The sequence below is a fragment of the Paenibacillus naphthalenovorans genome (genome assembly GCF_001465255.1).
Lineage (GTDB): Bacteria > Bacillota > Bacilli > Paenibacillales > NBRC-103111 > Paenibacillus_G > Paenibacillus_G naphthalenovorans.
Genome location: NZ_CP013652.1, coordinates 2925949 through 2951716, shown reverse-complemented (window position 1 = coordinate 2951716; position 25768 = coordinate 2925949). Strand labels below are relative to the sequence as shown.

Genomic DNA, 25768 nt, shown 5'->3' with positions numbered 1-25768 from the left:
ATGTACTTCCCATTTTTGGTATTTACTTGATCTTCTTTGATTATCCGTTCACTAAGAGATCTTTAAGCAGCTTAATTTGCTTTCTTTCTCCAGCTATAACAAGCGTCATATCCGCCGACAGCCGGTCATCCGGGCCGGGATTGATTTTCTGTCGATGCTTCTCCACAATGGCAAGGATCGTGGCTCCGGTCCTTTGACGAACTTGCAATTCAGCGATAGATTGATTAATGCATTTAAAGTGCGACTCGACTTTGCACCATTCAATAACCAATTCGTCTAGGGATACCTCAATCGTTTCCAACGCTTGGGGTTTATAGTTCATTCCGCCGATGATAGCCGCGATCTGTCTGGCTTCATCGTCATCCAGGGTGACCTGGGAGATGGTCTTGTCCGGGTCGTCATCTTCGAAATGGTATAGTTCCCTTCTGCCGTCGTCATGAATGACAATCACCATTTTATCCCCCGATCTCGCTTCTAACTGGAATTTTTTTCCGATCCCCGGCAGATCGCATTCTCTTATCGTACTCATTATCAATATCCTCCGTTCGGATTACCCCATATTTTTAAGCTTTTCTTGTGACTTGCTCCATTTGAATATTTTATTTAAGCCATTATAAATGTGTTTCGACTCTTTTGCCAACAGGGGTCCAACAATTGCCAATACCAAGACATAAAGAGCGGAAAATGGTTTAAGCAGCGGCATTAGCCCTCCGGCTACGCCTAAGTTAGCTACAATGATGGTAAATTCCCCACGCGCCATAACGGTAAGCCCGATATTCATAGAAGCCTTATGGGACAGACCTGCCTTGCGACCGGCTATCATTCCGGAAATCATATTTCCCAGGATGGTCAGCAGCACGGCTCCAATAGCTAACCATGCAGCATTGCCAAGGGTTAGAGGATCAATACTTAAACCAAAGCTAAAGAAGAACACGGCACCGAAGAAATCCCGGAATGGAATAACCAGATGCTCAATCCTCTTGCTATGCTCCGTTTCGGATAAAGCCAAGCCAAACAACAATGCGCCGATCGCTTCGGCTACATGTAAGGTTTCTGAGAATCCGGCAATGAAAAATAACGTAGAAAATACGACAATAATAAAGATTTCATTTGAGGTGATATTTAACAATTTGTTTAATACAGGAGTTCCTTTTCTGGCAATCAGGAAAAACAAAAGCATATACCCGATGGAGATCCCTACAGAAAGAAGGATTCCTCCGATGGATGTCGCGCCTCCCAGAAGCAGGCCTGACATGACCGACAGGAATACGGCAAGAAAAAGGTCATCGAACAAAATCATACCCAGGATTAACTCGGTTTCGGAGTTCCCGGTACGTCTGAGGTCAACCAGAACTTTAGCCACGATCGCCGTAGAGGATACGGACAGCATGCCAGCGATGATTAAAGTTTCATACAATGGGAAATTGACCAAAAAACCATAAGCTAACCCAATCGAGAAGTTCAATAGAACGTATACTGTTCCTCCAAAAACAATGTTACGGCCGGATTTGATCAATTTGGAAACAGAGAACTCCAGTCCTATGTAAAATAGAAGAAAGAGAACCCCGATTCGCCCGAGGAATGAAATCACTTCCTGGCTTTCTATAAATGTAAAGTCAAATATACCGAGTGTCGGCGCATGCGGGCCGACGACCATGCCGAGAATAATTAAAAAGGGTATGATGGAGAACTTTAGTTTGCCGGCAATGACGGAAGCAATTGCAATTAACATTAATGCGGTTCCAACCTCAAAAATCATATGATCCAATGTTTATCCCCCCTGTTGTTTCTTACTTGGTAACCTGAAAGAAAGTCTTCACCCCTTCTGCATAAAATATTCTGTCCCGGTATAGACACAGCCTTAGTATGACCCGTCAGTAGTTGTAATATCAGTAAAAATATCCATTTCGCGCTTCATCGCAACGCCTAGGGTTCAAAAAAGGCAGCACCCCCGTTTCCGCTGATGGCACACACGAAAGCTTGATTCGAAAACGCTATTTTTCTCATGACTAATCCCTCCATACGATAAAATAACCCCTATTCGGGGCTTACCAACATCATAACAAATTCCCTGCTTTTGTCCAGTTCAATTCCATATCGCACGTCCTTCCAATCTCTTATACAAGCCTTATTGAAAGAGGTTTTCAAAGCGACAACGTTTAAAGAAAGCCACAAGATGGTTCTATCATGTTCAAACCGGCGAAATGTGTCAGATGTTGTGAAATTTTCTCTTGAAACGATGGAGAAGAGTGTGTACTATATACAAGGTAAAACCTCATACAACAACTCGTATAATTTTGGGAATATGGCCCATAAGTTTCTACCGGCCGACCACTATAATCGGCCGACTATGAGTGAAAGCGCATCTAGGGTTCCGTTTCTTTTTTTGATTTTACAAAGAAAGAAAGGCTGGACCAAGCGATGCGGACACTTTTGTGTTACACCAAAAGGGATAAAAACCCAGAAGGACAGGCTTCACTTGAGAGGAACTGCTCAAGGAGCCTGTCCTTTTTCAGTTGGAAAAGGAGCGATAAACGCAGAATGGAATTATTGATGGAACGTATTCGTCAAGAGGGATTGATTCTGTCCGACACGGTGCTGAAGGTGGATTCGTTTTTGAATCATCAGGTGGATACTCAGCTCGCATTGGAGATTGGACGGGAGTTTGCGCGGTTGTTCGGCGATAAGTCCGTAACCAAGGTGCTGACCATCGAGGCCAGCGGCATTCAGTTTGCGATGGCGACGGGAATTGCGCTGAATGTCCCCTTTATTTATGCAAAAAAGAAGAAGGCCGTCACGCTTTCCGAGAAGGTGTATTCGGCACCCGTATATTCGTTTACCCGGCAAGAAACGTACCAGGTTAGCGTTTCGCAGAAATACCTGAGCCCGGGCGATAAAGTGCTGATTATAGATGATTTCCTGGCTACAGGCGCGGCGCTGGCGGGGCTGGTCGATATCGTAAGAGAATCGGGAGCCGAGCTGGTAGGGGTAGGCTGCGTGATCGAAAAAAGCTTTCAGGAAGGCCGCAGTCTGCTGGAAAAAAAGGGTGTCCTTGTACATTCCTTGGCCCGGATTGCTTCGATGTCGCCGGGTGAGATTCATTTTGTGCAAGACCATCGTTTATGCCATCAAGGTCAAGGGAGAATGTAGCATGTTAAGCAAACAAAAAGTCATTACCCTGGGTTTTCAGCATGTGCTGGCCATGTATGCCGGGGCTGTTATCGTACCGCTGATTGTCGGGGGAGCGCTCAATCTGACCAGCTCGCAAATCGCATATCTGATCGCGGCCGATTTATTTACATGCGGCATCGCCACGATCCTGCAGGTGATGGGAACAAAATATTTTGGCAGCGGGCTGCCCGTTATTTTGGGATGTACCTTTACGGCAGTCGGTCCGATCATTGCCATCGCCTCTACGTCGAATTTGGCGACAGCGTACGGAGCCATTATCCTGTCCGGTTTATTCGTTATTTTAGCCGCCCCGCTGTATGGAAAGATGCTTAAATTTTTCCCTACCGTTGTGACCGGTTCGGTCGTGACGATTATCGGGCTTTCCCTGATTCCGGTAGCGATGAACAACGCCGCTGGCGGTCAAGGGAGCCCCGATTTTGGCCAGCCGGGCCATTTGCTGCTCGCGCTGTTCACGCTGCTGGTTATTCTTGTAGTGAACCGGTTGGCTACCGGATTTTTACGGGCCATTTCCGTGCTTGTCGGGTTGATTGCCGGAACGGCCGCAGGCTATGCCATGGGTATCGTCAGCTTCTCGTCCGTTTCGTCAGCATCATGGATTAGCGTTGCCCAGCCTTTTTACTTCGGCATTCCTGAAATCAGCATCACCGCGATTATTACCATGATCATCGTAAATATCGTCAGCATGGTGGAGTCCACAGGCGTTTATTTTGCCGTCGGCAAAGCCACCGATCAAAAAGTCGAGAACAAGCAGATCGTCAACGGGCTGCGTTCCGAAGGTCTTGCCATTATGCTGGGCGGGATTTTCAATGCGTTTCCTTATACCGCTTTCTCTCAAAATGTCGGCTTGATTACGCTCACTCGCGTGAAATCCCGGGATGTCATTTTTGCTGCGGGAGGCATCATGGTTGTTCTGGGCTTGCTGCCTAAGCTGGCGGCCTTAACGACCGTCATTCCCAATGCGGTGCTTGGGGGTGCGATGATCGTCATGTTCGGATCGGTCGCTGCCGCAGGGATATCGATTTTGTCGGGTGTTGACCTGCGCCAGGGAGACAATCTGCTGATTGCCGCCTGCAGCATCGCTGTCGGTCTGGGCTCGGCCACCCTTCCCCAGATGTTCGACCAGCTTCCGGGCTTCGCCAAAATGTTAATGCAAAACGGCATCGTGTCCGGTTCCTTGACCGCCATTCTTTTGAATCTGTTCCTGTCCAAGCGAAATGCCGCCGCCGCGGAGGTTGTTCAGGAAGCTTAATACATCGTTGCCAATCGCTCCCGTACCTGGTTTTGGGGGCGATTTTTTTATGAAGCCGGGAAAGTAACAAAAAAGGAAAAATTTTAAAATTTATTATTGAAATGAAAGCGCTATCGTTTTATAATGAGTTCAATGAAACGTTTTATTGACAAACGGACCCATTTTATTCATTTATTAATAACGTTTCATTAAGGAGTGGATCATGACGCCGACTATAAAAGATGTAGCCGCCGCCGCGGGAGTTTCCATCGGTACGGTTTCGAAGGTGATTAACAAATCGGGCTTTGTCAGCGAGAAGATCAGAGAAAGAGTCCTGCTTGCAATTACACTATTAAATTATAAACCGAATGCGGTGGCCAGGAGCTTGAAACAATCCAAGACGCATTTGATCGGCATCATTGTCGATGATATTTCCAACCTGTACATGATGAAAATCATAAAATCAGTCGAGAATCTGGCGACGGAAATGGAGTACAATCTCATTTCCTGCTCTCACAATAACCGGCCGGAGGAAGAAAGGAAGGCGCTCCAGCGGCTGATGGAAAAGCGCGTGGACGGTATTATCATGGTGCCTACAGGAAGCAACTTGGATGAACTCAATATGCCGAATAACATTCCCGTGATCTTGGTTGACAGAAAGGTTGAAAATGCCCGCTTCGATACGGTAGTCCATGAGAACATCAATACTTCAATCACGCTGGTTCAGCATTTGTATTTGCATGGCCGCCGCAAATTTCTTTTTATCCATGGGGCCCTCCGTCATTCGGTCGAGATCGAAAGAGTTAACGGTATCAAAAAAGCGATTCATCTTCTGGGGCTCGATATGAGCGCACAAGTGTTTCTAGAAGTCGGAGCGGCGCTCGGACACATTTCGGCAGAAGTGCGAAAATATCTGGAGCATTCGGGATTGCCGGAGGGCATATATGCGACGAATCACTTGGCTTTAGCCGGAACGGTTAGAGCTTTATGGGATATGGGCGTTCAGGTGCCGGAAGAAGTATCGGTGGCGGGCTTCGGTGATATTGATACCTATGGCCTGTTGCGTCCAAGCTTCACTTTAGCGAAGGAAGACCCCTGCGAAGTAGGGAAAATCGCTTCCGAGCTCCTTTTTGAAAGGATCGAATTCGATAAGCAAGTTGACCAGCCTAAAGAGTTTCTTGTAACGCCTAAAATAACGATCGGGACTTCTTGCGGTACTCACGTCAGACCATAAAGTACCACAAGAAGTTTTATTTAAGGCATGCAGTAAAACGTTTCACTCTAATTGAAAGCGATTACATCAAGGTTGGGAGTGATGCAGGGTATAAAAATCAAAGTACTGGTTCGGTTGGATTCAGGCATGGTAAAAAGACGGTTCTCATTACAACATTATGGAGGGTGATGTCGATGAAAAAAATGTTTAGTTTGCTTTTTGCAGTAACCATGGTGGTTTTGCTGGCTGCTTGCGGATCGAACAGTAGTAATGAAACGGGTAATTCTTCCGCTAAAAATACTCCGGAGCCCGGCACTAATGCGGAAAACAAGCCGGATCATGGAAAGCTGACCATCGGGATGTCGAACTCCATTTTAAGCATAGATTTTTTCGTTGCGCTCAAGCAGGGTGTTGAGCAGGGGGCCGCTAAAAACGGGTACCAAGTCATTAATACTAATGCCAACGGTGATGCAGCCAAGCAAGTTGCCGACATTGAGGATATGATTCAAAAAGGCGTGGACGCGATTATCGTAAACCCGCAGGATGTCGATGCTATTGTTCCTGCGATTGAAAAAGCGAATCAGGCGAAAATCCCCGTGATCGCCTTGGACCGGGGTGCCTCGGCCGGTGAATTGCTGTCCTTCCTTGAAACGGATAACGTGGAAATGGGACGTAAAGCAGCAGATTATATTGCGGAAAAATTGAAAGAAAAGAATGGGGATTACATAGGAAATGTGGTGGAATTGCAAGGGCTGTTAGGAACGACTGCAGCCCGCGACCGAGGCAAGGGATTTAATGATCAGATGCAGCAGAAATACCCGGACATCAAAATCGTTGCACGCCAAGCGGCGGACTTTAACCAGGAGAAGGCGCTGAATGTGACGACGAATATTCTCCAGGCCAACGCCCAAATCGATGCGATCTTTGGACATAATGACGACAATACGGTAGGCGCTGCCAATGCGATTGATCAAGCCGGACGATTTAAGCCGATCGGAGATAAGGAGCATATCGTCATTATTGGGATTGACGGCACCCGCCAAGCGATCCAGGCCATTAAAGACGGACGAATCGATGCCACGATTTCTCAAGTTCCCATCGAGATGGGGGAAATGGCGGTAGAATATGCGAAGCAGGCTCTGGTGGATCAAAAAACGGTAGAAAAGCATACCTTTACCCGTAACTTCCTTGTCACCAAGGAGAATGTAGATAAAGAAAAATTGTGGGCAACGGAACTGAAGAACTGAGCCATTCGCGAAATTGAAATTTAAAGGGGTACAGCTTCGCCATTCGTACTCTTCAAAACCAAGATAAGGGGGGCCAATGGTGGCTGAGTCAGCAACCTTATTGAAGATGACGGGGATCTCCAAATCCTTTGCCGGGGTCAAAGCCTTGGATCAAGTTCATTTAGAATTGAACAAAGGTGAAGTCATCGGTCTTCTCGGGGAAAACGGAGCCGGAAAATCGACATTAATGAAAATATTAAGCGGCATCTACACACCGGATACCGGCGAGATCTGGTTAGAAAATCAGAAATTATCTCTGCGGGGTCCCAGGCACTCCCAAAGCGCAGGAATCAGCATCATTCATCAGGAGCTCAATTTATTGCCTCATTTGACCGTAGCGGAAAATATTTTTATTCAATCCTTGCCGCAAAAAGGAATCGCATTGGATAAGAAAAAGCTGTTCCAGGATGCCCAGCAGCTTCTTGATGAGCTTGGATTCTATATTCATCCGAAGACCCTTGTCGGTGAACTCACCGTGGGCGCCCAACAGATGGTAGAGATTGCGAAAGCCTTATCCTTTCAATCGAAAGTGATCATTATGGATGAGCCCACATCAGCGATTACGGAACAAGAAACGGCAAAGCTGTTTGAAATCATACGTTCTTTAAAGGCAAAAGGAATTGCGACGATCTACATCTCCCACCGCATGGAGGAAATTTACGAAATCTGCGATCGGATTGTCGTTCTTCGCGATGGCTGCAATGCCGGAGAAGGGTTATCTGCCGACCTGAAGCCGGAGCAGATTGTGAGGATGCTGGTCGGAAGGGAAATGACGCAAATCTTTCCCCAACGAAAGGGACGGCCTGGCGGGGAAGTGGTGATGGAAGTAAAGGACTTCACTCGAAAGGGCGTATTTAAGAATATCTCTTTTCGGCTGCATAAAGGGGAAATTCTCGGCTTCTCCGGATTAATGGGCTCCGGCCGAACCGAGTTAATGGAATCTGTTTTTGGAATGGAGCCGGTTACCGGTGGGGAATTCATGGTTCACGGGAGCCGGGTCAACATCCGATCGACTCAGGATGCGATTGCAAAGGGGTTCGCCCTGGTTCCGGAAGATCGCCGAAAGCATGGCTTGATCGGTCATTTTACCGTGATTCAAAACGTAACGATCGCGACCCTGAAAAATATATCCGGATTTCTTCAAAAAATCAATTTTAAGAAAGAAAGGGAAATTGCCGATCGGTATATTGCCCAACTCCGCATCAAGACCCCCAGCGGGGAAACCGTGATTTCCAACCTGAGCGGAGGCAATCAACAGAAGGTTATCATCGCGAAATGGCTGGAGTCCCAACCAAGGATTCTCATTCTGGATGAACCTACGCGAGGCATTGATATCGGGGCTAAAGCCGAAATTTATCACATCATCCATGAGCTTGCCGCCCAAGGTACGGCTATTATTCTTATTTCTTCTGAATTGCCGGAGGTGATTGGCCTGAGCGATCGGATTCTGGTGATGGCCGGCGGAAGAATCACCGGCGAATTCCATCGGGAGGAAGCCGCGCCTGAAAAAATTATGCTTTGCGCTACAAGAGGGGGGTACACATGAACGAAGAAAACTTGGCAGCCAATCAGTCCTCCACAGACAAAATAGGTATTGCCGGCAAGAAGGCACTATACGCGAACCAACAGAATCAGATGCTTGCCTGGTTATCGAAAAATAAAGTGCTTATCGCGTTATTGCTGCTTTGCGTATTTTTTTCCATATCTACAGAACAATTTTTAAGGATGGATAACATTCAAAATATCTTTTTGCAAAGCGCCATCATGGGAATTGTTGCCATCGGCATGACTTATGTCATTATTACAGCCGGCATCGATCTGGGAGTCGGTTCGATTGTTGCAGTCACCGGAATGGTCATTGCAGGTATGATTAATTCCGGCGTACCGATCATCGCAGCCATCCTGGCGGGGCTGTTGATCGGGATGATAAGCGGCATCATCAACGGATTCTTCATTACCAGATTTCATATGGCGCCGTTCATTGTCACTTTGGGAATGATGGCTGCGGCCCGTTCGGTTACCCTTGTATATTCCGATGCACAAACGATCTCGGTATATAAGGACCCGTTCCTGCAATATCTCCGAATGGGCAAAATCGCGGGTATTCCGGTGATGATCCTGATTACCGCGGTATTGTTCCTGATCGCCGGCTATGTGCTGTCTAATACGGTATTCGGCCGTCATGTATATGCGATTGGAAGCAACAAAAAGGCGGCTGAAGTTTCCGGTATTCCTGTAAAACGGATCGAAATGATGGTATATGTGATTGCCGGCACATTGGCTGCGGTCGGCGGACTCATGATGACAGCGAGGCTGGGGTCCGGGACGCCTCTCGCCGGAGTAAACCTGGAGTTAATGGCCATCGCCGCTGTGGTGATTGGCGGAACGAGTCTTTCCGGCGGAAGGGGAACTATTTTTGGCACGCTGATCGGGGTTCTGCTCATTAACGTATTAAATACAGGCATGAACCTCATGAATATATCTTCCCACTACCAGGGATTAATCATGGGTGCGGTTATCCTCTTAGCTGCGCTGATTGATTCTGTAAGCAATAAAAAATCCAAATAAATGGATGTGCTGCTATTTTTATAACATTTAATTATTGGAGGAAGATCAATTATGGAGCAAAAAACCAATGGGATGAAAAAATTTATTAACGATCCTGAAACCGTAGTGGATGATATGCTGGAAGGCTTGCTTATTGCCCATTCCGATCAATTGAAGAGCATCCGAAGCGATAACCGCGCCCTGGTTAGAGCTGATTCCCCTATCCAGGGGAAAGTGGCTATCGCTACCGGCGGGGGCTCCGGGCATCTTCCTTTATTTCTTGGTTATGTCGGCAAAGGAATGCTTGACGGCGTAGCGGTAGGAGACATTTTTGCTTCTCCAAGCTCGCAGCAAATGCTGGATGTCACCCGTTCGATCCATGGCGGAGAAGGCGTCTTATATATTTACGGGAATTATGGCGGAGATGTCATGAATTTTGATATGGCCGCTGAATTAGCCGATTTGGACGGTATTCGTGTGGAGACGGTCGTGGCCACCGATGATGCGGCCTCGATGCCGAAGGGATATGAACACCAACGCCGAGGCGTAGCGGGGATGTTCTACCTGTACAAATTAGCCGCTGCCAAAGCGGAGCAGTTTGCCAGCCTCGATGAGGTGAAACGAATCGCCGAGAAAGCAAATTCAAACGTGCGTACCATGGGGGTTGCCCTTACCCCTTGCATTCTGCCTGCCGTCGGCCGCCCTACGTTCGAAATCGGAGAGGGAGAAATGGAAATCGGGATGGGAATTCATGGGGAGCCGGGCATTCAACGCGGAAAACTTCAAACCGCCGATGAAGTGGCGCAAACCCTGGTCACAGCCATTCTTCAGGATATGCCGATCGATAAGGGCTGCGATGTGTCTGTTCTGATTAATGGACTGGGCGCTACGCCGTTAGAAGAGCTATATATTTTTTACCGGTCTGTTCATAAGCAATTAGAGGAGAAAGGGATCCATATCTATAACCGTTATATCGGCGAGTATGCCACATCCTTGGAGATGGCGGGTCTCTCCATATCCATCCTGCGTCTTGACGATGAATTGCGCGAACTGCTGGACGCCCCATTTGCCACTCCGTTTCGAATTCAGAATTAAATCACTTCCTGCAAAGATACAAAGGCTGGCGACAAGGAGAGATCATATGAAAGAAACACTGAATGTCCAAGACATCAAAAACATTTTACAAGAGATCAGCAGAATTATGGATGAAAACAAAGATTACCTGTGTAAGCTGGATGGCGCTTTAGGAGACGGCGATATCGGATTGACGATGTCGAAAGGATTTCGGGCCGTGGTTGAAAACCTGCCGAATACCTCCAACGAGAATATCGGTGTCGTATTGATGAATAGCGCTGTGGTGATGGGGGAAACGGTAGCTTCAACGATGGGAACCTTAATGGCTTCCGCCATCATCCGTGGCGGGAAAGTGACTCAGGGCAAATCGGAATTGACTGCCGAGGATTTGCTGACAATGACCAGAGCGATGGTTCACGCTTTAGTGGAGCGCGGTAAAGCGAAGGCTGGCGAAAAAACGGTTTTGGATTCGATTATTCCGGCGATGGAGGCATTAGAGGCGGCTGCGAAAGAAGGCAAGTCTTTGAAGGAGACGATTAACGAGGCTTATGCTGCGGCAGACAAGGGTGCCAGGCACACCATTGAAATGCAGGCCAGACACGGCAGGGCCGGGAGGTATCTCGAACGTTCCATCGGGCTTCAGGATCCGGGAGCTACGGTCGGCGCACTCTTCTTTAAAGGATTTTCAAACTATGTCAATGCCGGGACATTTACTTCAGCATAGAGGTGCGGGTTCACACTGCCGCTCATGCACACCCGTAAAATGAAGGTGAATTTCACTGCCGTTATCGTTTCGGCACCGAAAGGCGCTCTCCTGAATGAAAAACCGGTTTGGAGGTGAATGTCCCGAATGAATCCGGATGAGGCCAAAGCCATGATTCTTGATATTGGACAACGAATGTACAGCAAAGAGTGGGTGGCGTCCAACGACGGGAACATCAGCGTAAAATTGGACGCCGACCGGGTATTGGTTACCCCTACCCGGCAAAGCAAGGGCTATATGACCGCTGGGATGCTATCCATTGTCGATCGGCAGGGGCATGTCCTCGAGGGTACCTATCAGCCCACTTCAGAGTTAAAGATGCATCTTAAAATTTACGAAATGCGTCCGGATGTCAACGCTGTCGTGCATGCCCATCCTCCATTCGCCACCTCATTTGCCGTTGCAGGCATACCCTTAGACCGATATATTCTGGCCGAAGCGGTATTTGAGCTGGGGAAGGTTCCGATTGCTCCCTATGCTACGCCTTCCACGGATGAATTAACGGACTCTTTCGTCGATTTGCTTTCAGAGCATGATTGCTTTCTATTGAAAAATCATGGAGCGACAACGATGGGGATCGATCTGATGACGGCTTATTATAAGATGGAATCGTTAGAACATTTGGCAAAAATCATGAACTATGCATCGAGCCTGGGGAAGATGGATGAAATCCCGCAGGACAAGGTCCGGGTGCTTGAAGGGATGAGACAGAAGTACGGCATTCATGGCAGACAGCCCAAGTCAACCGTATAATTCGGAAATCAAACCGGGAACAGCGAAAAGCATCTTCCTTCAGCTTGACGAGGGAAGATGCTTATTGCTGTCAATGCCGTCTCAGTCACGAACCGCAGCCAAGCCGGAGATTTCCCGAAAAATAGCATCCTTGATCTGATCTATCCGGCGGAAATCCGTGGACTGGGCATAGATTTGCTCCAGTTCATCCTGAAGCGATTTGGCCTGCGCCAGGTGCTGTATGGATGCTTTCATTTGTGCGGCGTACCGCGCTTTGATGCCGCTTAACGCATCCGCATGGGCTTCGTCCGTACCCGGTTGGATGCAGCGCTTATACATATCCACGATCTCGTCGGAAGCGCGGTCGGGATCATACTCATGCGGCGCCGTGCTGTCAAAAATGGCGAAGCCCAACTCCCGCACGATGACCATATCCAGACTGTTCGGGTCGAAGCCGCAGTGGTAGATTTCCACATCGAAGCCGCGTTCCATCCCTGCGGCCGCGAGCTTTTTCAGCAGGGTGGACTTACCTGAACCGGCCCGGCCTTTAATGAAGTACCTTTTCAGATTTTCGGTCAGATTCGGAACAAAATCGACCGCGCCTTTCGGAGTGGCCGCTCCCAAAAAACGGTGGTCTACCCGGCTCCGCTTCTCCAATCTCCGATCGCCGTAGAGGAGCTGTATATACTCATTCGTCAGTTCATCGGCTGCTTGAAAATTCATGTTGGCGATATAAACCGTTTCCCATTCATCATGAATGCGCAGCGCTTCCGCAAACCCGGCATATGCGCGTTCATGGGCCTGCTGAATGGTCTCATGCAGGAGTTCGATCTCCGTTTGCCGGGCGGTAAGCCGTGCCGCATCCACGGTCTCTTCCAAGTTCACGTATCGCACAACCGTCCCCGGCTCCAGGGGTTCTATTTCACGCAGGGCCGTCCCATCGATGACTCCCGCCTTTAGAGCGGGGATAATCAAACCGTCCAGCGCGTCATTGTCCGAAGGGCTATGAATCAGCCAGATATCATAGCCCTCCTCAGCCAAGCGGCTTCCTATCGTCCGAATCAAACTCGATTTTCCTGTCACCGGCCCCCCTTTTAAAATAAAAAGCCGCTCCAGACCTTGTATGGATGAATCGAACAGGTTGGCAAAGCCGCGAGCGGTATTTCCGCTCGCATAGAAGTTTTCGACGATTCCACTCATCACCGTCACACCTTTCCGGGCTAATGTCATGGCGCATAGTTTATCGTATGACAACCCTGTCAAAAGGGTGCAGGAGAACTCAGCGTTATCCATGGAGCCTGAGTATCCTTTTTCAACCGGGGGAGATATAATGATAATAGAGTGATAGATTTCCAATACTACATAATACAGGAGTGGTCTAGCGTATGTATAGCGGTTTTTTGAGAGGCTTTATGCACCGGCACGAATCTCCGGTTCAATATATATTGCGGCTGGATGAAAACGAAGTTCAACTGAATGACTGGATTGGAGAGCAGCTTGAAATCCGGTTTTTACATGAAATCCGATGCATTCATTGCAGCAGAAAAATAAAAAAAACATATAATTCCGGCTACTGCTATCCATGCTTTATCGCTTTAGCCGAAAATGACCTGTGCATCGTAAAACCGCATGAATGCCACTTTGATCAAGGAACATGCAGGGATGAAGCTTTCGCCCAAACCCATTGCATGGTTCCGCACTATGTTTATCTGGCGGTAAGCAGCGGTCTCAAGGTGGGTCTGACCCGAAAGGGCAACCAAATGAAGCGCTGGACGGATCAAGGAGCCGTACAGGCGATTCCGATTGCCGAGCTGCCGACAAGAAAGCTTGCGGGAGAGCTGGAATTTGAGCTCAGCAAGCATGTGATGGACAAAACGGACTGGCGCAAAATGCTGAAGGGCGAAGTCAGCGAGATTGAACTGCTTCAAAGCAGAGATGAAATTCTCGCTCACGTTCCGGAAGCCTTTAAGCCGTATCTGCTCGACGACACGAAGGTATTTGAATTCCTCTATCCGCAATTGGAGCCGGTTCAGAAAATCAAGACGTATGACCTGGACAAATCACCGGTCATTACGGATCGTCTGATCGGCATCAAGGGCAGCTACCTCATGTTCGGGCAGGCGGTCATGAATGTAAAAAAGTTCAGCGGATACAGAGTATCCATATCGCGCGGCGTTGAGCAGGCGGCGCAGTAATGTTCCGGATACTCCCGAAAGCCAAAAGCACGATACACCTGAACCTGGTTGTATCGTGCTTTTCATTATCCTTCCTGCGCCCATTCCTTGAGGATGCGGTCACGCGGAAGGAAGAAGGTCAGCAGGCCGATCAGCGGAAGGCAGCTGACCATCTGCATGACCGCGGGAAGGTGCAGGATGTCGATCAGTCCGCCGAGCGCCACGGCTCCCAGTGCCCCGAGACCGAAGGCCAAACCCGTGATGAGTCCGGATACGGTGCCAATCTTGCCCGGGATCAGTTCCTGGGCGTAAACGACTGTGACGGAGAAGCTCGACAAGAGGATAAACCCATTGATGAGCAGAATGACGTACGCCCAGAATGCATTGGCATAAGGCAAAAGCACAGCCAGCGGCGCGGAGCCTACCATGGAGAAGAAGATCAGGTTGCGCCGTCCGAATCTATCGGACAGCGGACCGCCCATGAAGGTGCCGAGCGCGCCCGCCGCGGCGAACAGGAAGATGTAGATTTGGGCCTTTTCCAAAGGAAAGCCGAACTTTTCCATCAAGTAAAACGGATAATAAATGGTCACGCCCGCATGATACCAAGACCGGGCGAACACGAGAAAAATCAATGTCACGACGGCGAAAGTGATTTGTTTTTTGCGCAGAGGACTCATCACCCGTACGCCGTTCTTTTTTGCGGCGGGCCGATGAGCCGCGATATACCCGCTGTACCAGCGGGAAATGAAGAGCTGGACAAGAATGGCCATTCCGGCTACGGCTGTGAACCAGATCGCTCCGAATTGTCCGAGCGGTACGAAGATAAGGGCAGTCATGATCGGAGCCAAGGATTGGCCCGAGTTGCCGCCGACCTGAAAGATCGATTGCGCTAGTCCGCGCCTAGAGCCCCCGGCCATGTATGCCACGCGCGAGCCTTCCGGGTGGAAAACGGCGGAGCCGAGTCCGACGAACAGCACGGACAGCAGAACCATCCAATACGTCGGCGCCAGAGCCAATCCCAATACCCCGATGAAGGTGAACCCCATTCCCAGGGGCAGCATGTAGGGAGAAGGGCGGCGATCCGAATAAAGGCCGATGACCGGCTGCATGACCGAAGCGGTCATGTTTAACGCAAACACAATAAGACCAGTCTGCATGTAGGTCAAATTCATGGAATCCTTCAAAATAGGCAGAATCGCCGGTATAATCGATTGAATCGAATCGTTGAACAAATGAACTAAACTGATGGCAAGCAGTATGCGGAATACGGTTGGTTTCACGTTGGACTCCGGGGCCTTCTGAAAGACCGGTCCTGAAGCCGCTGCTCCGGTTTGTACCTGCATGGCAGGAAGCTCCTTTCCCGATTAGGTGCTAACGGCCTAATCCTTCCGTTTCGTTGTTCCGAGCGCTTCTCCCATGGCAACCCTGCTGCCGACCTTCAAATCCTGGCGCGGGTTAAAGGTGCCCGATTCGGTCAGCAGCACGACGGTGGATCCAAATTCGAAGTAGGCTAACTCGTCGCCGCGGTTTAGCTCTGCCGGAAGCGGGGTAACGTATTGGATGCTGCTCACATTCAGCGCCCCTACCTTCACGACGGCGACTTCCCCGGTTTCATGCTGAATATACGTAATCAACCGCTCATTGCGGCTGAGAACCCGGCGCATATGCTTGAGTCCGAAATCGTTCACCGGATATACCTTGCCTGCGACATGCTCCTTCTCCAGAATCGTCCCTGTTACGGGCGAATGGATCCGGTGATAGTCGGTAGGACTCAAATACAAGACAAAATAGAATCCGTGTTTGTAATTGATCGTGCGGGGACTTTGATTAAGCAGCTCATCAATCGTATAGTCCTGGCCTTTGACATTGACGATCAACCCCTCCTGAACGCCGCCCATTCCTGTAATCAGGGCATCGACGGGACTGACCACCGTATCCGGCGTTTCATCGATCGGACGCAATCCGCTTTTTAACCTGCGGGTAAAAAAATCATTTAAAGAAGCATACTCATGAACCGCTTTTTCCGCATCCTGTTCGCGAATGCCATAAGTACGAATAAAGCGTGGAATCAATGCTTTGCTGGCTCTGGATTTGGCGAATGCCCCTGTCAGCTTTGATACGGTCTTGCGCGAAGAAAGCTCGGTCAGAAGCCGGAATAGCGAAATCTTCATAATCGAAAGGTTCACCTGTTTTCTCTTCATAATGTTAAGTAAGCGAATCTAACGCTTATCTTGACACAGAACGAAGCACAAAGCAAACATAAATCGACCCTTAAAAAGGAAGAAAAGCTCCTAAAGGAGCTCCCTTGTCAACTTATAACTACAGATTAAGCCTAATAGGCGTTTTTTTGTATTCTCCGCAGGTGAGGCAAGCGGCCAGGTTCACCTGAATCGGTTGGCATGAACCGGAGTATTTGGTGCAGTACACGGGTGTTTTGTACAGAGGGTCGGGAGAAACCATGGTGCAGTAAGAGCAGTCGGATACCATCTCTGCAGTGATCAAGCTTTCTGCTTCCCGTTCCATTGAAATCATTCCATCCATTCCTTCTCACCCTTCCGTAAAGATAGCGCTTCCAATAAAAGGCGTCTCCGAATAAAAATTTAAAACGCTAGGCAAGGATTATTGTAGCAGAAGAGGTAAGTATTGGCTATAGAGTTTTTGCGATATCTCGGTATTGACAAATATTTCAATCGTGATAATATGATGTATATCACTAGGGGAGCCGAATAGGCTGAGATTGGATCAATAGATCCTAGACCCTCTGAACCTGATCTGGGTTATACCAGCGTAGGAAAGTGGAGATCATTGGCGCACACGCCTTTATTTGTGCCTATATGGCCGCTTCCTTCATTGGGGAGCGGCCTTTTTGGCGTCATTCTCCCCAAGGCTCCCGTGAAATAATAGAAAAGGAGAGGGGATACCATGTCCAAACAATTGAAACTGACGGATATTTTGGTCACGGTCGTCATTGCGGTTGTGTTCAGCATCATTTATCGGGTATGGACCGACATCTACAATCTGGCCAAGCTTCCGGGTATTCAGCTTGATCAATTGATGTACGGTATGTGGTTTATGGCGGCGACCGTTGCGTTCCTGATCATCCGCAAGCCCGGGGTGGCATTTCTGGCGGAAGTGGCCGCAGCCTCTGGCGAGCTGATCACCGGTTCGCCATACGGAGTCGAACTGCTTACCTACGGAGTGCTGCAGGGGATTGGCGCCGAGCTGGTTTTCGCTGCATTCCTGTATCAACGATACTCCGCGGCCGCAGCCGGTCTGGCCGGGGTTGCGGCTGGCGCAGGCGCGCTGGCGCTCGATTTTTTCAAAGGCTATCTCATCGAATTGCAAACCTGGAATCTTATTCTTTACATCGTCATGCGGTTTATCGGCGGCTATCTCTTCTGCGGGCCTCTGGCCTACCTGCTGGTGAAGGCATTGGAGAAAACCGGAGTCACCCAGCTTGTGCGCCCGGCAACCGCCGAAGATTATCAGGCTCTGGACAGGAAGAACGTGCATTGAACGGGGCGGACTGCGCTGTCGCCTGGGTTTCGCGGCTTAGGCTGAAATTTCCCGGCAGTTCGTCGCTTTTGTTCGACGATTTGACGGCGGGCGTGCCCGCAGGGCAAAAGGTGCTGCTGCTTGGCCCAAGCGGCTGCGGCAAATCCACGCTTCTGCAGGTTTGGAGCGGGCTGATCCCGGATGCGCTGGAGGTGCCGCTCAAATATGAAGACATCGGTATTCCGCATTCGTGGGGATATTTGTTCCAGGACCCCGACGCCCAGTTCTGCATGCCCTATGCAGATGAAGAGATTGCATTTGTGCTTGAGAATATCGGGGTGCCTCACGAACGGATGCCGGAGACAATCAGGCGATGCCTGGAGCAGGTCGGGCTGGTGCTGGATGATCCGCATGTGCCGATTGCTTCGCTTTCCGGGGGAATGAAGCAGCGGCTGGCTATCGCTTCGCTGCTGGCGCTCGAGCCGGACGTCTGGTTTCTCGACGAGCCAACGTCGCTGCTCGACCCGGAAGGGACGGCGGAGGTATGGCAAGCCGTGAAACAAGTCGCTCATGATAAGACGGTCATTATCGTAGAGCACAAAATTGACGAGATTGTAGATTTCGTCGACCGGGTGATCCTCTTTGACGCTCACGGGCGCATTGCGGCAGACGGAAGGCCGGAGCAGGTTTTCCGGGATTTTAAGCCGAAGCTCAAGGAATACGGAATTTGGTATCCTGGCGTGTGGGAAGACGAAGAGGACCGGTTCCCAAAAGATAACGACCGATTCATAAGCGGTACACCCGGGGAGATGGAGCCGTTGGTCCGGCTCCGCGGATTTACCGGTTACCACGGGAAGGCGCCGAAAATCGAAGCCGCCTCGGCAGCCCTGTATCCCGGGGATTGGGTTGCCGTGGTGGGGGAGAACGGCGCGGGCAAAAGCACACTGCTTCAGTCCCTAATGCAGTTGATTCCAACGCGCGGCGACTATGTGCTTGCAGGAGGGCCGGTTCGAGGCTTCGACGACGTCTCCGACATGGCGGCTTATGTTTTTCAAAACCCGGAGATGCAGTTTGTGACCCACAGCGTTTATGATGAGTTGGCCTTTAATTTCAGGCGTGACAGGGATTCCGAAGAAACGATCCGGGTGAAAACGGAGGAGCTTCTGCAGCGGTTCGGCCTCGATCAGCACCGCAATCTGCATCCGTATCAGCTGTCGCTCGGGCAGAAGCGCCGACTCAGTGTAGCGGCGGCGACGGTGAAAGCCCAGCGGCTTGTCCTGCTTGACGAGCCCACCTTCGGCCAGGATGCCGCAAATACGTTCGCGCTGCTGGAGATGCTGGAATCATGGCGCCGGGAAGGGATCGCCATCGTCATGGTCACGCATGATCTGGAAATTGTAAGAAGGCTTGCCACCCGGGTATGGGAGGTACGGCAGGGTCGTCTTGCCGCCGAGCTCAGTCCCAAAGAATATGCAAGCCGATTCGCTGCGGCATGCCCGCCGCTCACCGCAGAACTAAGGAGTTGAGGGGCTTTGTCATGGTCTTACAGGGAAACGTGGCTGCACCGCGTCAACCCCGCCTTTAAGCTGATCGTCTCCGTCGGCATGTTTATGGTCGTACTGCTGACACATCATTTGAATGTTCTGATCCATGTGACCTGGATGCTTGCGCTTTTGTTCTTTTCAGCAGCCGGCCACCCGGTGCGCCGGCTGCTGCTTTTGACGCTGCCCTTTGCACTGATGTTCGTCTCCTCCGCGACGTCCATGGTATTTTTTGGCAAAGGGGAAACAACCTGGTTGCGCTGGGGTCTCATCCATATTACGGAGGAAAGCTTTTATCGCGGCATGCACATCGGGCTGAAATCGGTTAATATGGCGCTGATCGGCCTGTTGTTCGGACTGACGACAAGCCCCGTCCGGTTGTTTTATTCCCTTATGCAGCAGGTGCGGCTGCCGGCCAAGTATGCTTACAGCTTTATGGCCGCAATGCGGCTTTTGCCGATGGTGGCCAGCGAGTACCGGACGCTTCAGATGGCGCTCAAGGTCCGCGGTGTGAAGAGAGCCAAAGGGATCCGGGGCTGGATGGAATCACTGAACAGGTATGCCATACCGCTGTTGGCTCAAAGCATTCGCCGGGCCCAGAGAATCGCGGTGGCTATGGAGGCCAAGCGTTTCTCCTCGGCCAAGCGGCGGTCCTATTATTACCTGATCGGATGGTCGGCGCGGGACGGGCTTCTGGCCGGTGTAATGCTGCTGATCTGCCTCGCGGCGTTCTGGCTCGGACGGGATTTCCCGTATTTCAACATAGGGGATGTTAGAACGGGATAGGTAAGGCGATTAACGAATCTTACGGGAAGAAATGGAGAGGATTACTTATGAAATTTTCCGAACACCTTCGCCAGGCGGCAGATGCCAGCTGGCAGGCCAGCTTCGAGCATCCGTTCATTCGCGGAATCGGCGACGGTACGCTGCCGTTGGACTGCTTTCGTCATTATGTTCTGAACGACGCCTATTATTTGTCCCAGTTTGCAAGGATTCAGGCTTTAGGGGCTGCCAAGGCAAACGATTTATACACGGTGAACCGCATGGCTGTACATGCACAGGGTACATATAGTGCAGAGCTGGCGCTGCATGAAAAGTTTGCGAAGCTTCTCGGAATCACCGAAGAGGAACAAAAAGCGTTCGAGCCGGCGCCGACGTCTTATGCGTATACGTCGCATATGCTCCGGGCGGCGTACACCGGACAGCTGGGCGATATTATTGCCGCCATTCTGCCGTGCTACTGGCTCTATTACGAGATTGGAGAGAGACTTGCAGGCTGCACGCCGGAGGAGCCGATTTACCGGGAATGGATCGCCGCGTACGGCGGTGAATGGTTCCGCGAGCTGGTGGAGGAGCAAATCGCAAGAATCGATGACATCGCGGAGCAGGTGACGCCGCAGGATCGGGAGCGGATGTGCAACCATTTTGTGATCAGCAGCCGATATGAATATATGTTCTGGGATATGGCTTACCGCAAAGAAGCCTGGCCGGTATAATACGAAACCGCAGCGGTTAGCGCTGCGGTTTTTTATCGTTTTGTCTAAACGCCTGGCTGCTGTCCGCCATCGATAACGATTTCCGTACCCGTTATCGACGGGACGCGATCGGACACCAGCAGTAGCGCCATTGCCGCGATTTCTGCGGGATTTACGACATGGCCCAGCGGAATGTTGGCGCTCTGCTCCGCGATTTGAGCATCTACCGTGATTCCCTTGGCCTTCGCATGCTGCTCCGCCATCCTGTGCATGCGTTCCGTAGCCGTGATGCCGGGCGAAATCGCGTTAATTCTGACATTGGATCGGGCCAGTTCCTTGGAGATCCCTCTTGTAAAGTTCAGCAGAGCCGCGTTGGCGGTACTGCCGGCAAGAAACGTAGGGCCCGGTGTACGTCCCGCTGCTCCGACAATGTTGACGATGCGCCCGTCACCTTGACGGATCATGTGCGGGGCGGTTTCCTTGACCATGCGGATGTAGCCGAGCAGCTTCAAATTCCACGCTTCCAGGAAGGCTTCCTCAGGCATCTCAAAAAACGATCCGGCCTTAGCCGATCCGGCATTGTTGATCAAAATATCGATGCGGCCAAAACGCTCCATCGCGGCGGACACCGTTTGCTTCACGGTCTCCGGCTCGCGTAAATCTCCCTTCACTGTGACGATGCGCGAAGCGTCCTTCTCCGGATCACCTTCAAGAATTGCGGCAGCGGCTTGCTCCATGCGCTCCGGGTCCCTCGCGACCATGACAATGGAAGCGCCCTCATCAAACAACGCTTTAGAGCAGGCCCATCCGATTCCGGCGCTTGCTCCCGTAACAATGGCTATTTTCCCGCCAAGTCCTAATTCCATCCCATTCTCCTCCTTTATTGGCTGGGGCTTCTTGCTTCCTTCTATTTTACAACATATGCCTGCTTCCGGCAGTTGAAAATTTGAAAGTATGATACATCCAAAGGGCGGGGCCAGTTCTTCGCCTTATTAATCGTTCACGAATGCTTAACATCTAATGTGACTTAAATCATAGTTGGGGATGAAAAGCAAATTTTACAATGTATACATCAAATACTTCCGGGAAGAAGGAGGAAAAGACGATGACAAAGCCGCAAAACGTGACGAAGCATGAACATTACCAAATGACGCCATCTCAAGGGAAGCATAGTGAAGAATCGTTAAAAGGCACCTTTGTATCCGTGATGCTGCTCGGATTGTTCTTGGTGCTGTCTTGGGTCGGTGTGTTTCTGTTGTTCATGGCAAGACACTAGAGGAGAAGGAGTCGAACTTACATGCACATTCATCGATTGGAAAAAATTTGGCTGATATTCGGCATATCCATGCTTGGCCTGTTTTTGACCGTTGTGGGGGTTGGCGCTTTCGCGCTGGGGATGGAGCCTCCCGGCGATCATCGTCATACCGTAGATCCGGAGAAGCTCAGCACGACCGCACCGTTCGACAAGCCGGGTTTAAAGCAAATCGGGGATCAGGAGTACGAAGCCAATCTCGTGGCGTTTGCCTTCGGATACTCGCCTGATCAAATGGAAATACCGCTCGGGGCGAAGGTTCATTTTCAAATCACCAGCCAGGACGTCGTACACGGATTTCAAGTCAATGGAACGAACATCAACATGATGGTGGTGCCCGGGGAAGTGAACCGGCTAACCTACACGTTCACCAAGCCCGGGGAATATTTGGTGCTTTGCAATGAATACTGCGGGGCGGCGCATGAAGTGATGATGATGAAAATCGTTGTTAAATAAGACAGCCGGCCGACATGAAGGAGTGTATACGATGATTAACGATATCAAGCGTTTTGACAGCCGGGATTCCGCGCTGGTGCTTGCTCATATTTTGTTCGCCTTTTTCGCCCTGTTTCTGGGCGGTGTAGCGGGCGTGCTTCAAGGACTGGTGCGCGGGGGAATGATCCATCTTCCGATGGAGATCGGCTACTATCAACTGCTTACGGCGCATGGTCTACTGATGGCGTTAGTGTTCACCACCTATTTCATTATCGGCTTTATGCTTGCAGGGATTGCACGGACGCTGGGAGGGCACCTGCTGCCGATTGCCCGTAAGCTGGGCTGGCTGGGCTACGGACTGATGACGTTCGGCACGATCCTGGCCACCATTCTGATTTTGTTGAATAAGGCGACCGTGCTTTACACCTTTTACGCCCCGATGAAAGCATCGCCCTGGTTCTACATCGCGCTGGTTTTCGTTGTGGTCGGCAGCTGGATGAGCGGCCTCGGCATTTTTATCAACTACCGCTATTGGAAAAAGACGCATCGCGGCCAAACGACGCCGCTGTTCGCTTATATGGCCGTCATCACGATGCTCTTGTGGATTATCGCTACGCTGGGGGTTGCCGTTGAGGTGCTGTTCCAGCTCATTCCGTGGTCGTTCGGATGGGTGGACACCGTCAATGTGGTGCTCAGCCGTACATTGTTCTGGTATTTCGGCCACCCGCTTGTTTACTTCTGGCTGCTGCCGGCATATATGTGCTGGTATTGCGTCATCCCCAAGGTCATCGGCGGCAAAATATTCAGCGATGCCTTGGCCAGACTATCCTTCATTATGTTTTTGATATTCTCTATTCCGGTCGGGTTCCACCATCAGCTGATGGAACCGGGGGTTTCTAACATCTGGAAGTTTGTGCAGGTGATTCTGACGTTTATGGTGGTTATTCCTTCCTTGATGACGGCGTTCTCGCTGTTTGCCACCTTCGAATTGCACGGACGCTCCGTCGGCGCCAAAGGGCTGTTCGGCTGGTTTAAGAAGCTGCCATGGAAGGACGTGCGCTTTTTCGCCCCGTTCATGGGCATGCTGATCTTTATTCCGGCGGGGGCCGGCGGCTTGATTAATGCAAGCCATCAGCTGAATGCGGTCATCCACAACACGCTCTGGGTTACAGGACACTTTCATTTGACGGTAGCTTCCAGCGTCGCATTGACCTTCTTCGGCATTACTTATTGGTTGATACCGGCGATTCTTGGCCGCCAGATGACACCGCTCATGCATCGTCTCGGCATCATTCAAACCGTGATTTGGGCAGTAGGCATGTTCTTCATGTCAGGCTCGATGCACTCCGTCGGTTTGCTCGGATCGCCCCGGCGTACGGCATTCACTACCTATCAGGATCATCCGGATGCCATCATGTGGATTCCTTATCATGTGGTGATGGCGATTGGTGGAACGATTTTGTTCGTCGGCGTCGTGTTGATGATCATCAACATCGTCATGCTGCTCAGCGCGCCGAAGGGGGAGACCGAATTTCCGATTGCCGAGGTCAGCGAGCAGGCGGAAAAAACACCGGCCGTCTTCGAACGCTGGGGCGTGTGGATCGGCGTGCTGGTCGTCTTGATTCTCGTGGCTTACGCGATTCCGGTAACAGAGATGATCACCAATCCCGGAGTCGGCGCCAAAGGCTTCGTCACCTGGTGATGTTCGGTATACCGAATAGCATTACTTCTAAAGCTTTCGCCCATGGCTTTTGCCCCGGCGGAGGCTTTTTTTCTGTTGAGCGGAATTAATAAAATCTTTATATCGCTTTTACACTCCGCTAATCCAATTCGATTATGATAATGATGTCTAGACACCCGCTGACCACAGCTGACGCTTCCAAGCGTTGGCTATATTAGGGGAGGATGGGATTGGTATGGGAAAGAAAAGGATCCGAAGCTGGCTGTTGGCCCTCGTCATCACGCTGGGAGTGGCGGGAAGCGCATGGCCTCCGGCCGTACAGGCGGCTTCCGCCGCCGAGCTCGCTGCACATTGGGCGCCGGAGTTTTATCAGGATGTAAACGCAACCTACGGCTATGAAGCGGACTACATCACCAATTTTAATTATGACGGGGATTGGAAGGGCAATAACAACTGGGAAAATCTTTATTCATATCCGTTGAAAGCCTATGCCTACTATTCCGTGGTGGAAACCGTAACGCATTATTTTATCGGCTACTATGTGTACCATCCCCGCGATGACGGACCGTTGACGCTGGACCGGCATGAAAACGATCTGGAAGGCGTGCTGCTGGTCATTCGCAAGGATGGCTCATCCTACGGTGCGTTTCAATTGATGGAAACCTGCGCGCACAACCAGTTTTATCAGTACACCAACGATCCTTCCATTACGACGGGTACGGATAATGTGGACGGAGGCGTGCTGTTTAACGGCTCGCATCCGAAAGTGTTTATTCAATCCAACGGGCAAAGCCCATTGGGCGGACACGGGGTTTATGCCTACGACGGGAGCTCTGCGCCCGGAGGCGACGGAATCGTATATCAACCCGGCACGACAGCGGATGTAGTAACGGATGCAACAGGCAATTATACCAACAAATACGAATATGCTCTGCTGTCCTTTAATGATTTCTGGGACCGGCGCACCGACATTGGCGACGGGAAAACGTTCGGCGCGTGGGGGAAACTGGACGGGGATACATACGGCACGGACGCCGCCGCCATGCCGTGGGTGTGGGATGATGCAGACGACGGTCCGACATTCAAAGGCGATTTTTTAAGCGACCCGGCTCATATGGTCGATACGCATGTAAACGGATTGGGGGATTTCTCCCATCAATATGTGAATCATTCTTATTATACGCACAGGCTTCAGGTCTCCAGCGTAACCAGTCAGGCTGACCGGGACCCGTTTGGGGGCAAAAGCGATATCTATGTGAAGTGGCAAGCAAACGGCAACAGTGTAAGCGATGACCGGCTATGGAAAAAGAACGATGCACCGATTGGCTCGGTTTATCAAGTGCTTTGGGGAACGGTGGATGCCGTACTCGGCGGCCAGTATAGTTCCGCTTATAACGACCGCTATGTCACCGAGCCGGCAGGTACGGAGATGAAACTGCTCGTCAACGACTCGGACGGTACGAGCGGAGACGACGAAATGGGGTTCCTGAGCGCTTTGCCCGGTGTGGGTCAAACCGTCAACTGGAACAACGCCGATACTTCAAACGGCCAGGCGAGAGTAACGGCAGAGATACAAGCGGTAAGATAAATCCAGGGAGGCCGAAAGGCTTCCTTTTTTCG

25 protein-coding genes and 2 riboswitches are annotated in these 25768 nt (G+C 50.7%); of the genes, 18 read left to right on the top strand and 7 right to left on the bottom strand.

The window, feature by feature from the left end; all coding sequences use genetic code 11:
* Positions 1-40 precede the first annotated feature (40 nt).
* Positions 41-529 (bottom strand): cation:proton antiporter regulatory subunit, encoded by a 489-nt coding sequence (locus tag IJ22_RS14525; protein WP_054818933.1) that lies wholly within the window; start codon positions 527-529, stop codon positions 41-43.
* A gap of 21 nt (positions 530-550) precedes the next feature.
* Positions 551-1768, bottom strand: coding sequence for a cation:proton antiporter (locus IJ22_RS14520; protein ID WP_062409328.1), 1218 nt, complete (start codon positions 1766-1768; stop codon positions 551-553).
* A gap of 499 nt (positions 1769-2267) precedes the next feature.
* Positions 2268-2371, top strand: a riboswitch (purine riboswitch).
* A 170-nt stretch (positions 2372-2541) separates the two neighbouring features.
* Here IJ22_RS14520 and IJ22_RS14515 point away from each other — a divergent pair.
* From IJ22_RS14515 to IJ22_RS14475, 9 genes are all read left to right on the top strand, one after another.
* Positions 2542-3150 carry a xanthine phosphoribosyltransferase gene (locus IJ22_RS14515; protein ID WP_062409327.1) on the top strand — a complete coding sequence of 203 codons (609 nt, stop codon included), beginning with the start codon at positions 2542-2544 and terminating at the stop codon, positions 3148-3150.
* A 1-nt stretch (position 3151) separates the two neighbouring features.
* Positions 3152-4441, top strand: a complete 1290-nt coding sequence (locus tag IJ22_RS14510; protein ID WP_062409326.1) for a nucleobase:cation symporter-2 family protein — start codon at positions 3152-3154, stop codon at positions 4439-4441.
* A 202-nt stretch (positions 4442-4643) separates the two neighbouring features.
* Positions 4644-5654: a LacI family DNA-binding transcriptional regulator gene (locus tag IJ22_RS14505; protein ID WP_062409325.1), complete on the top strand. Its 1011-nt coding sequence runs from the start codon at positions 4644-4646 to the stop codon at positions 5652-5654.
* 173 nt (positions 5655-5827) lie between these two features.
* Positions 5828-6880, top strand: a complete 1053-nt coding sequence (locus IJ22_RS14500) for a sugar ABC transporter substrate-binding protein (protein WP_062409324.1) — start codon at positions 5828-5830, stop codon at positions 6878-6880.
* A 76-nt stretch (positions 6881-6956) separates the two neighbouring features.
* Positions 6957-8465 carry a sugar ABC transporter ATP-binding protein gene (locus tag IJ22_RS14495; RefSeq protein ID WP_062409323.1) on the top strand — a complete coding sequence of 503 codons (1509 nt, stop codon included), beginning with the start codon at positions 6957-6959 and terminating at the stop codon, positions 8463-8465.
* Positions 8462-9487 (top strand): ABC transporter permease, encoded by a 1026-nt coding sequence (locus IJ22_RS14490; protein ID WP_082660823.1) that lies wholly within the window; start codon positions 8462-8464, stop codon positions 9485-9487. Before IJ22_RS14495 ends, IJ22_RS14490 begins: the two co-directional genes overlap by 4 nt.
* A gap of 72 nt (positions 9488-9559) precedes the next feature.
* Complete coding sequence (locus IJ22_RS14485; RefSeq protein WP_062410998.1) at positions 9560-10561, top strand: dihydroxyacetone kinase subunit DhaK; 1002 nt, start codon at positions 9560-9562, stop codon at positions 10559-10561.
* Between the two features lie 46 nt (positions 10562-10607).
* Positions 10608-11264, top strand: coding sequence for a dihydroxyacetone kinase subunit DhaL (dhaL, locus tag IJ22_RS14480; RefSeq protein ID WP_062409322.1), 657 nt, complete (start codon positions 10608-10610; stop codon positions 11262-11264).
* Positions 11265-11390: 126 nt separating this feature from the next.
* The gene (locus IJ22_RS14475; protein WP_062409321.1) at positions 11391-12056 is read left to right on the top strand and encodes a class II aldolase/adducin family protein; all 666 of its coding nucleotides are present in this window, start codon (positions 11391-11393) and stop codon (positions 12054-12056) included.
* Positions 12057-12137: 81 nt separating this feature from the next.
* Here the strand turns inward: IJ22_RS14475 and IJ22_RS14470 are convergent, their stop codons facing one another.
* A complete protein-coding gene (locus tag IJ22_RS14470) occupies positions 12138-13235 on the bottom strand; it encodes a PRK06851 family protein (protein ID WP_062409320.1) in 1098 nt (365 codons plus the stop codon).
* A 185-nt stretch (positions 13236-13420) separates the two neighbouring features.
* Between IJ22_RS14470 and IJ22_RS14465 the strand changes: the two genes are divergently transcribed.
* Positions 13421-14230: a DUF2797 domain-containing protein gene (locus tag IJ22_RS14465; RefSeq protein WP_062409319.1), complete on the top strand. Its 810-nt coding sequence runs from the start codon at positions 13421-13423 to the stop codon at positions 14228-14230.
* Positions 14231-14295: 65 nt separating this feature from the next.
* Here the strand turns inward: IJ22_RS14465 and IJ22_RS14460 are convergent, their stop codons facing one another.
* The 3 genes from IJ22_RS14460 to IJ22_RS25790 all read right to left on the bottom strand — a co-directional run bounded on the left by IJ22_RS14460 (position 14296) and on the right by IJ22_RS25790 (position 16741).
* Positions 14296-15552 (bottom strand): MFS transporter, encoded by a 1257-nt coding sequence (locus tag IJ22_RS14460; protein ID WP_062409318.1) that lies wholly within the window; start codon positions 15550-15552, stop codon positions 14296-14298.
* A gap of 36 nt (positions 15553-15588) precedes the next feature.
* Positions 15589-16380, bottom strand: coding sequence for an archaetidylserine decarboxylase (gene asd / locus IJ22_RS14455; protein ID WP_062409317.1), 792 nt, complete (start codon positions 16378-16380; stop codon positions 15589-15591).
* A gap of 148 nt (positions 16381-16528) precedes the next feature.
* Positions 16529-16741 carry a hypothetical protein gene (locus tag IJ22_RS25790; RefSeq protein ID WP_235594137.1) on the bottom strand — a complete coding sequence of 71 codons (213 nt, stop codon included), beginning with the start codon at positions 16739-16741 and terminating at the stop codon, positions 16529-16531.
* 173 nt (positions 16742-16914) lie between these two features.
* Positions 16915-17020, top strand: a riboswitch (TPP riboswitch).
* A gap of 111 nt (positions 17021-17131) precedes the next feature.
* Here IJ22_RS25790 and IJ22_RS14450 point away from each other — a divergent pair.
* Genes IJ22_RS14450 through tenA form a run of 4 tightly spaced genes read left to right on the top strand, consistent with a single transcriptional unit; the run spans position 17132 to position 20741 of the window.
* Positions 17132-17725 carry an ECF transporter S component gene (locus tag IJ22_RS14450; protein WP_062409316.1) on the top strand — a complete coding sequence of 198 codons (594 nt, stop codon included), beginning with the start codon at positions 17132-17134 and terminating at the stop codon, positions 17723-17725.
* Positions 17722-19230 (top strand): ABC transporter ATP-binding protein, encoded by a 1509-nt coding sequence (locus IJ22_RS14445; RefSeq protein WP_062409315.1) that lies wholly within the window; start codon positions 17722-17724, stop codon positions 19228-19230. Before IJ22_RS14450 ends, IJ22_RS14445 begins: the two co-directional genes overlap by 4 nt.
* 6 nt (positions 19231-19236) lie before the next feature.
* The gene (locus IJ22_RS14440) at positions 19237-20031 is read left to right on the top strand and encodes an energy-coupling factor transporter transmembrane component T family protein (protein WP_062409314.1); all 795 of its coding nucleotides are present in this window, start codon (positions 19237-19239) and stop codon (positions 20029-20031) included.
* Between the two features lie 47 nt (positions 20032-20078).
* A complete protein-coding gene (gene tenA / locus IJ22_RS14435; RefSeq protein WP_062409313.1) occupies positions 20079-20741 on the top strand; it encodes a thiaminase II in 663 nt (220 codons plus the stop codon).
* Positions 20742-20785: 44 nt separating this feature from the next.
* Here the strand turns inward: tenA and IJ22_RS14430 are convergent, their stop codons facing one another.
* A complete protein-coding gene (locus tag IJ22_RS14430) occupies positions 20786-21586 on the bottom strand; it encodes an SDR family oxidoreductase (protein WP_062409312.1) in 801 nt (266 codons plus the stop codon).
* A 239-nt stretch (positions 21587-21825) separates the two neighbouring features.
* Between IJ22_RS14430 and IJ22_RS14425 the strand changes: the two genes are divergently transcribed.
* From IJ22_RS14425 to IJ22_RS14410, 4 genes are all read left to right on the top strand, one after another.
* Positions 21826-21996, top strand: coding sequence for a cytochrome c oxidase subunit 2A (locus tag IJ22_RS14425; protein WP_375256439.1), 171 nt, complete (start codon positions 21826-21828; stop codon positions 21994-21996).
* A gap of 21 nt (positions 21997-22017) precedes the next feature.
* Positions 22018-22488, top strand: a complete 471-nt coding sequence (locus tag IJ22_RS14420; protein WP_062409311.1) for a cytochrome c oxidase subunit II — start codon at positions 22018-22020, stop codon at positions 22486-22488.
* 31 nt (positions 22489-22519) lie between these two features.
* Positions 22520-24169 (top strand): b(o/a)3-type cytochrome-c oxidase subunit 1, encoded by a 1650-nt coding sequence (locus IJ22_RS14415; RefSeq protein ID WP_062409310.1) that lies wholly within the window; start codon positions 22520-22522, stop codon positions 24167-24169.
* A 214-nt stretch (positions 24170-24383) separates the two neighbouring features.
* Positions 24384-25736: a hypothetical protein gene (locus IJ22_RS14410; RefSeq protein WP_054819522.1), complete on the top strand. Its 1353-nt coding sequence runs from the start codon at positions 24384-24386 to the stop codon at positions 25734-25736.
* Positions 25737-25768 lie beyond the last annotated feature (32 nt).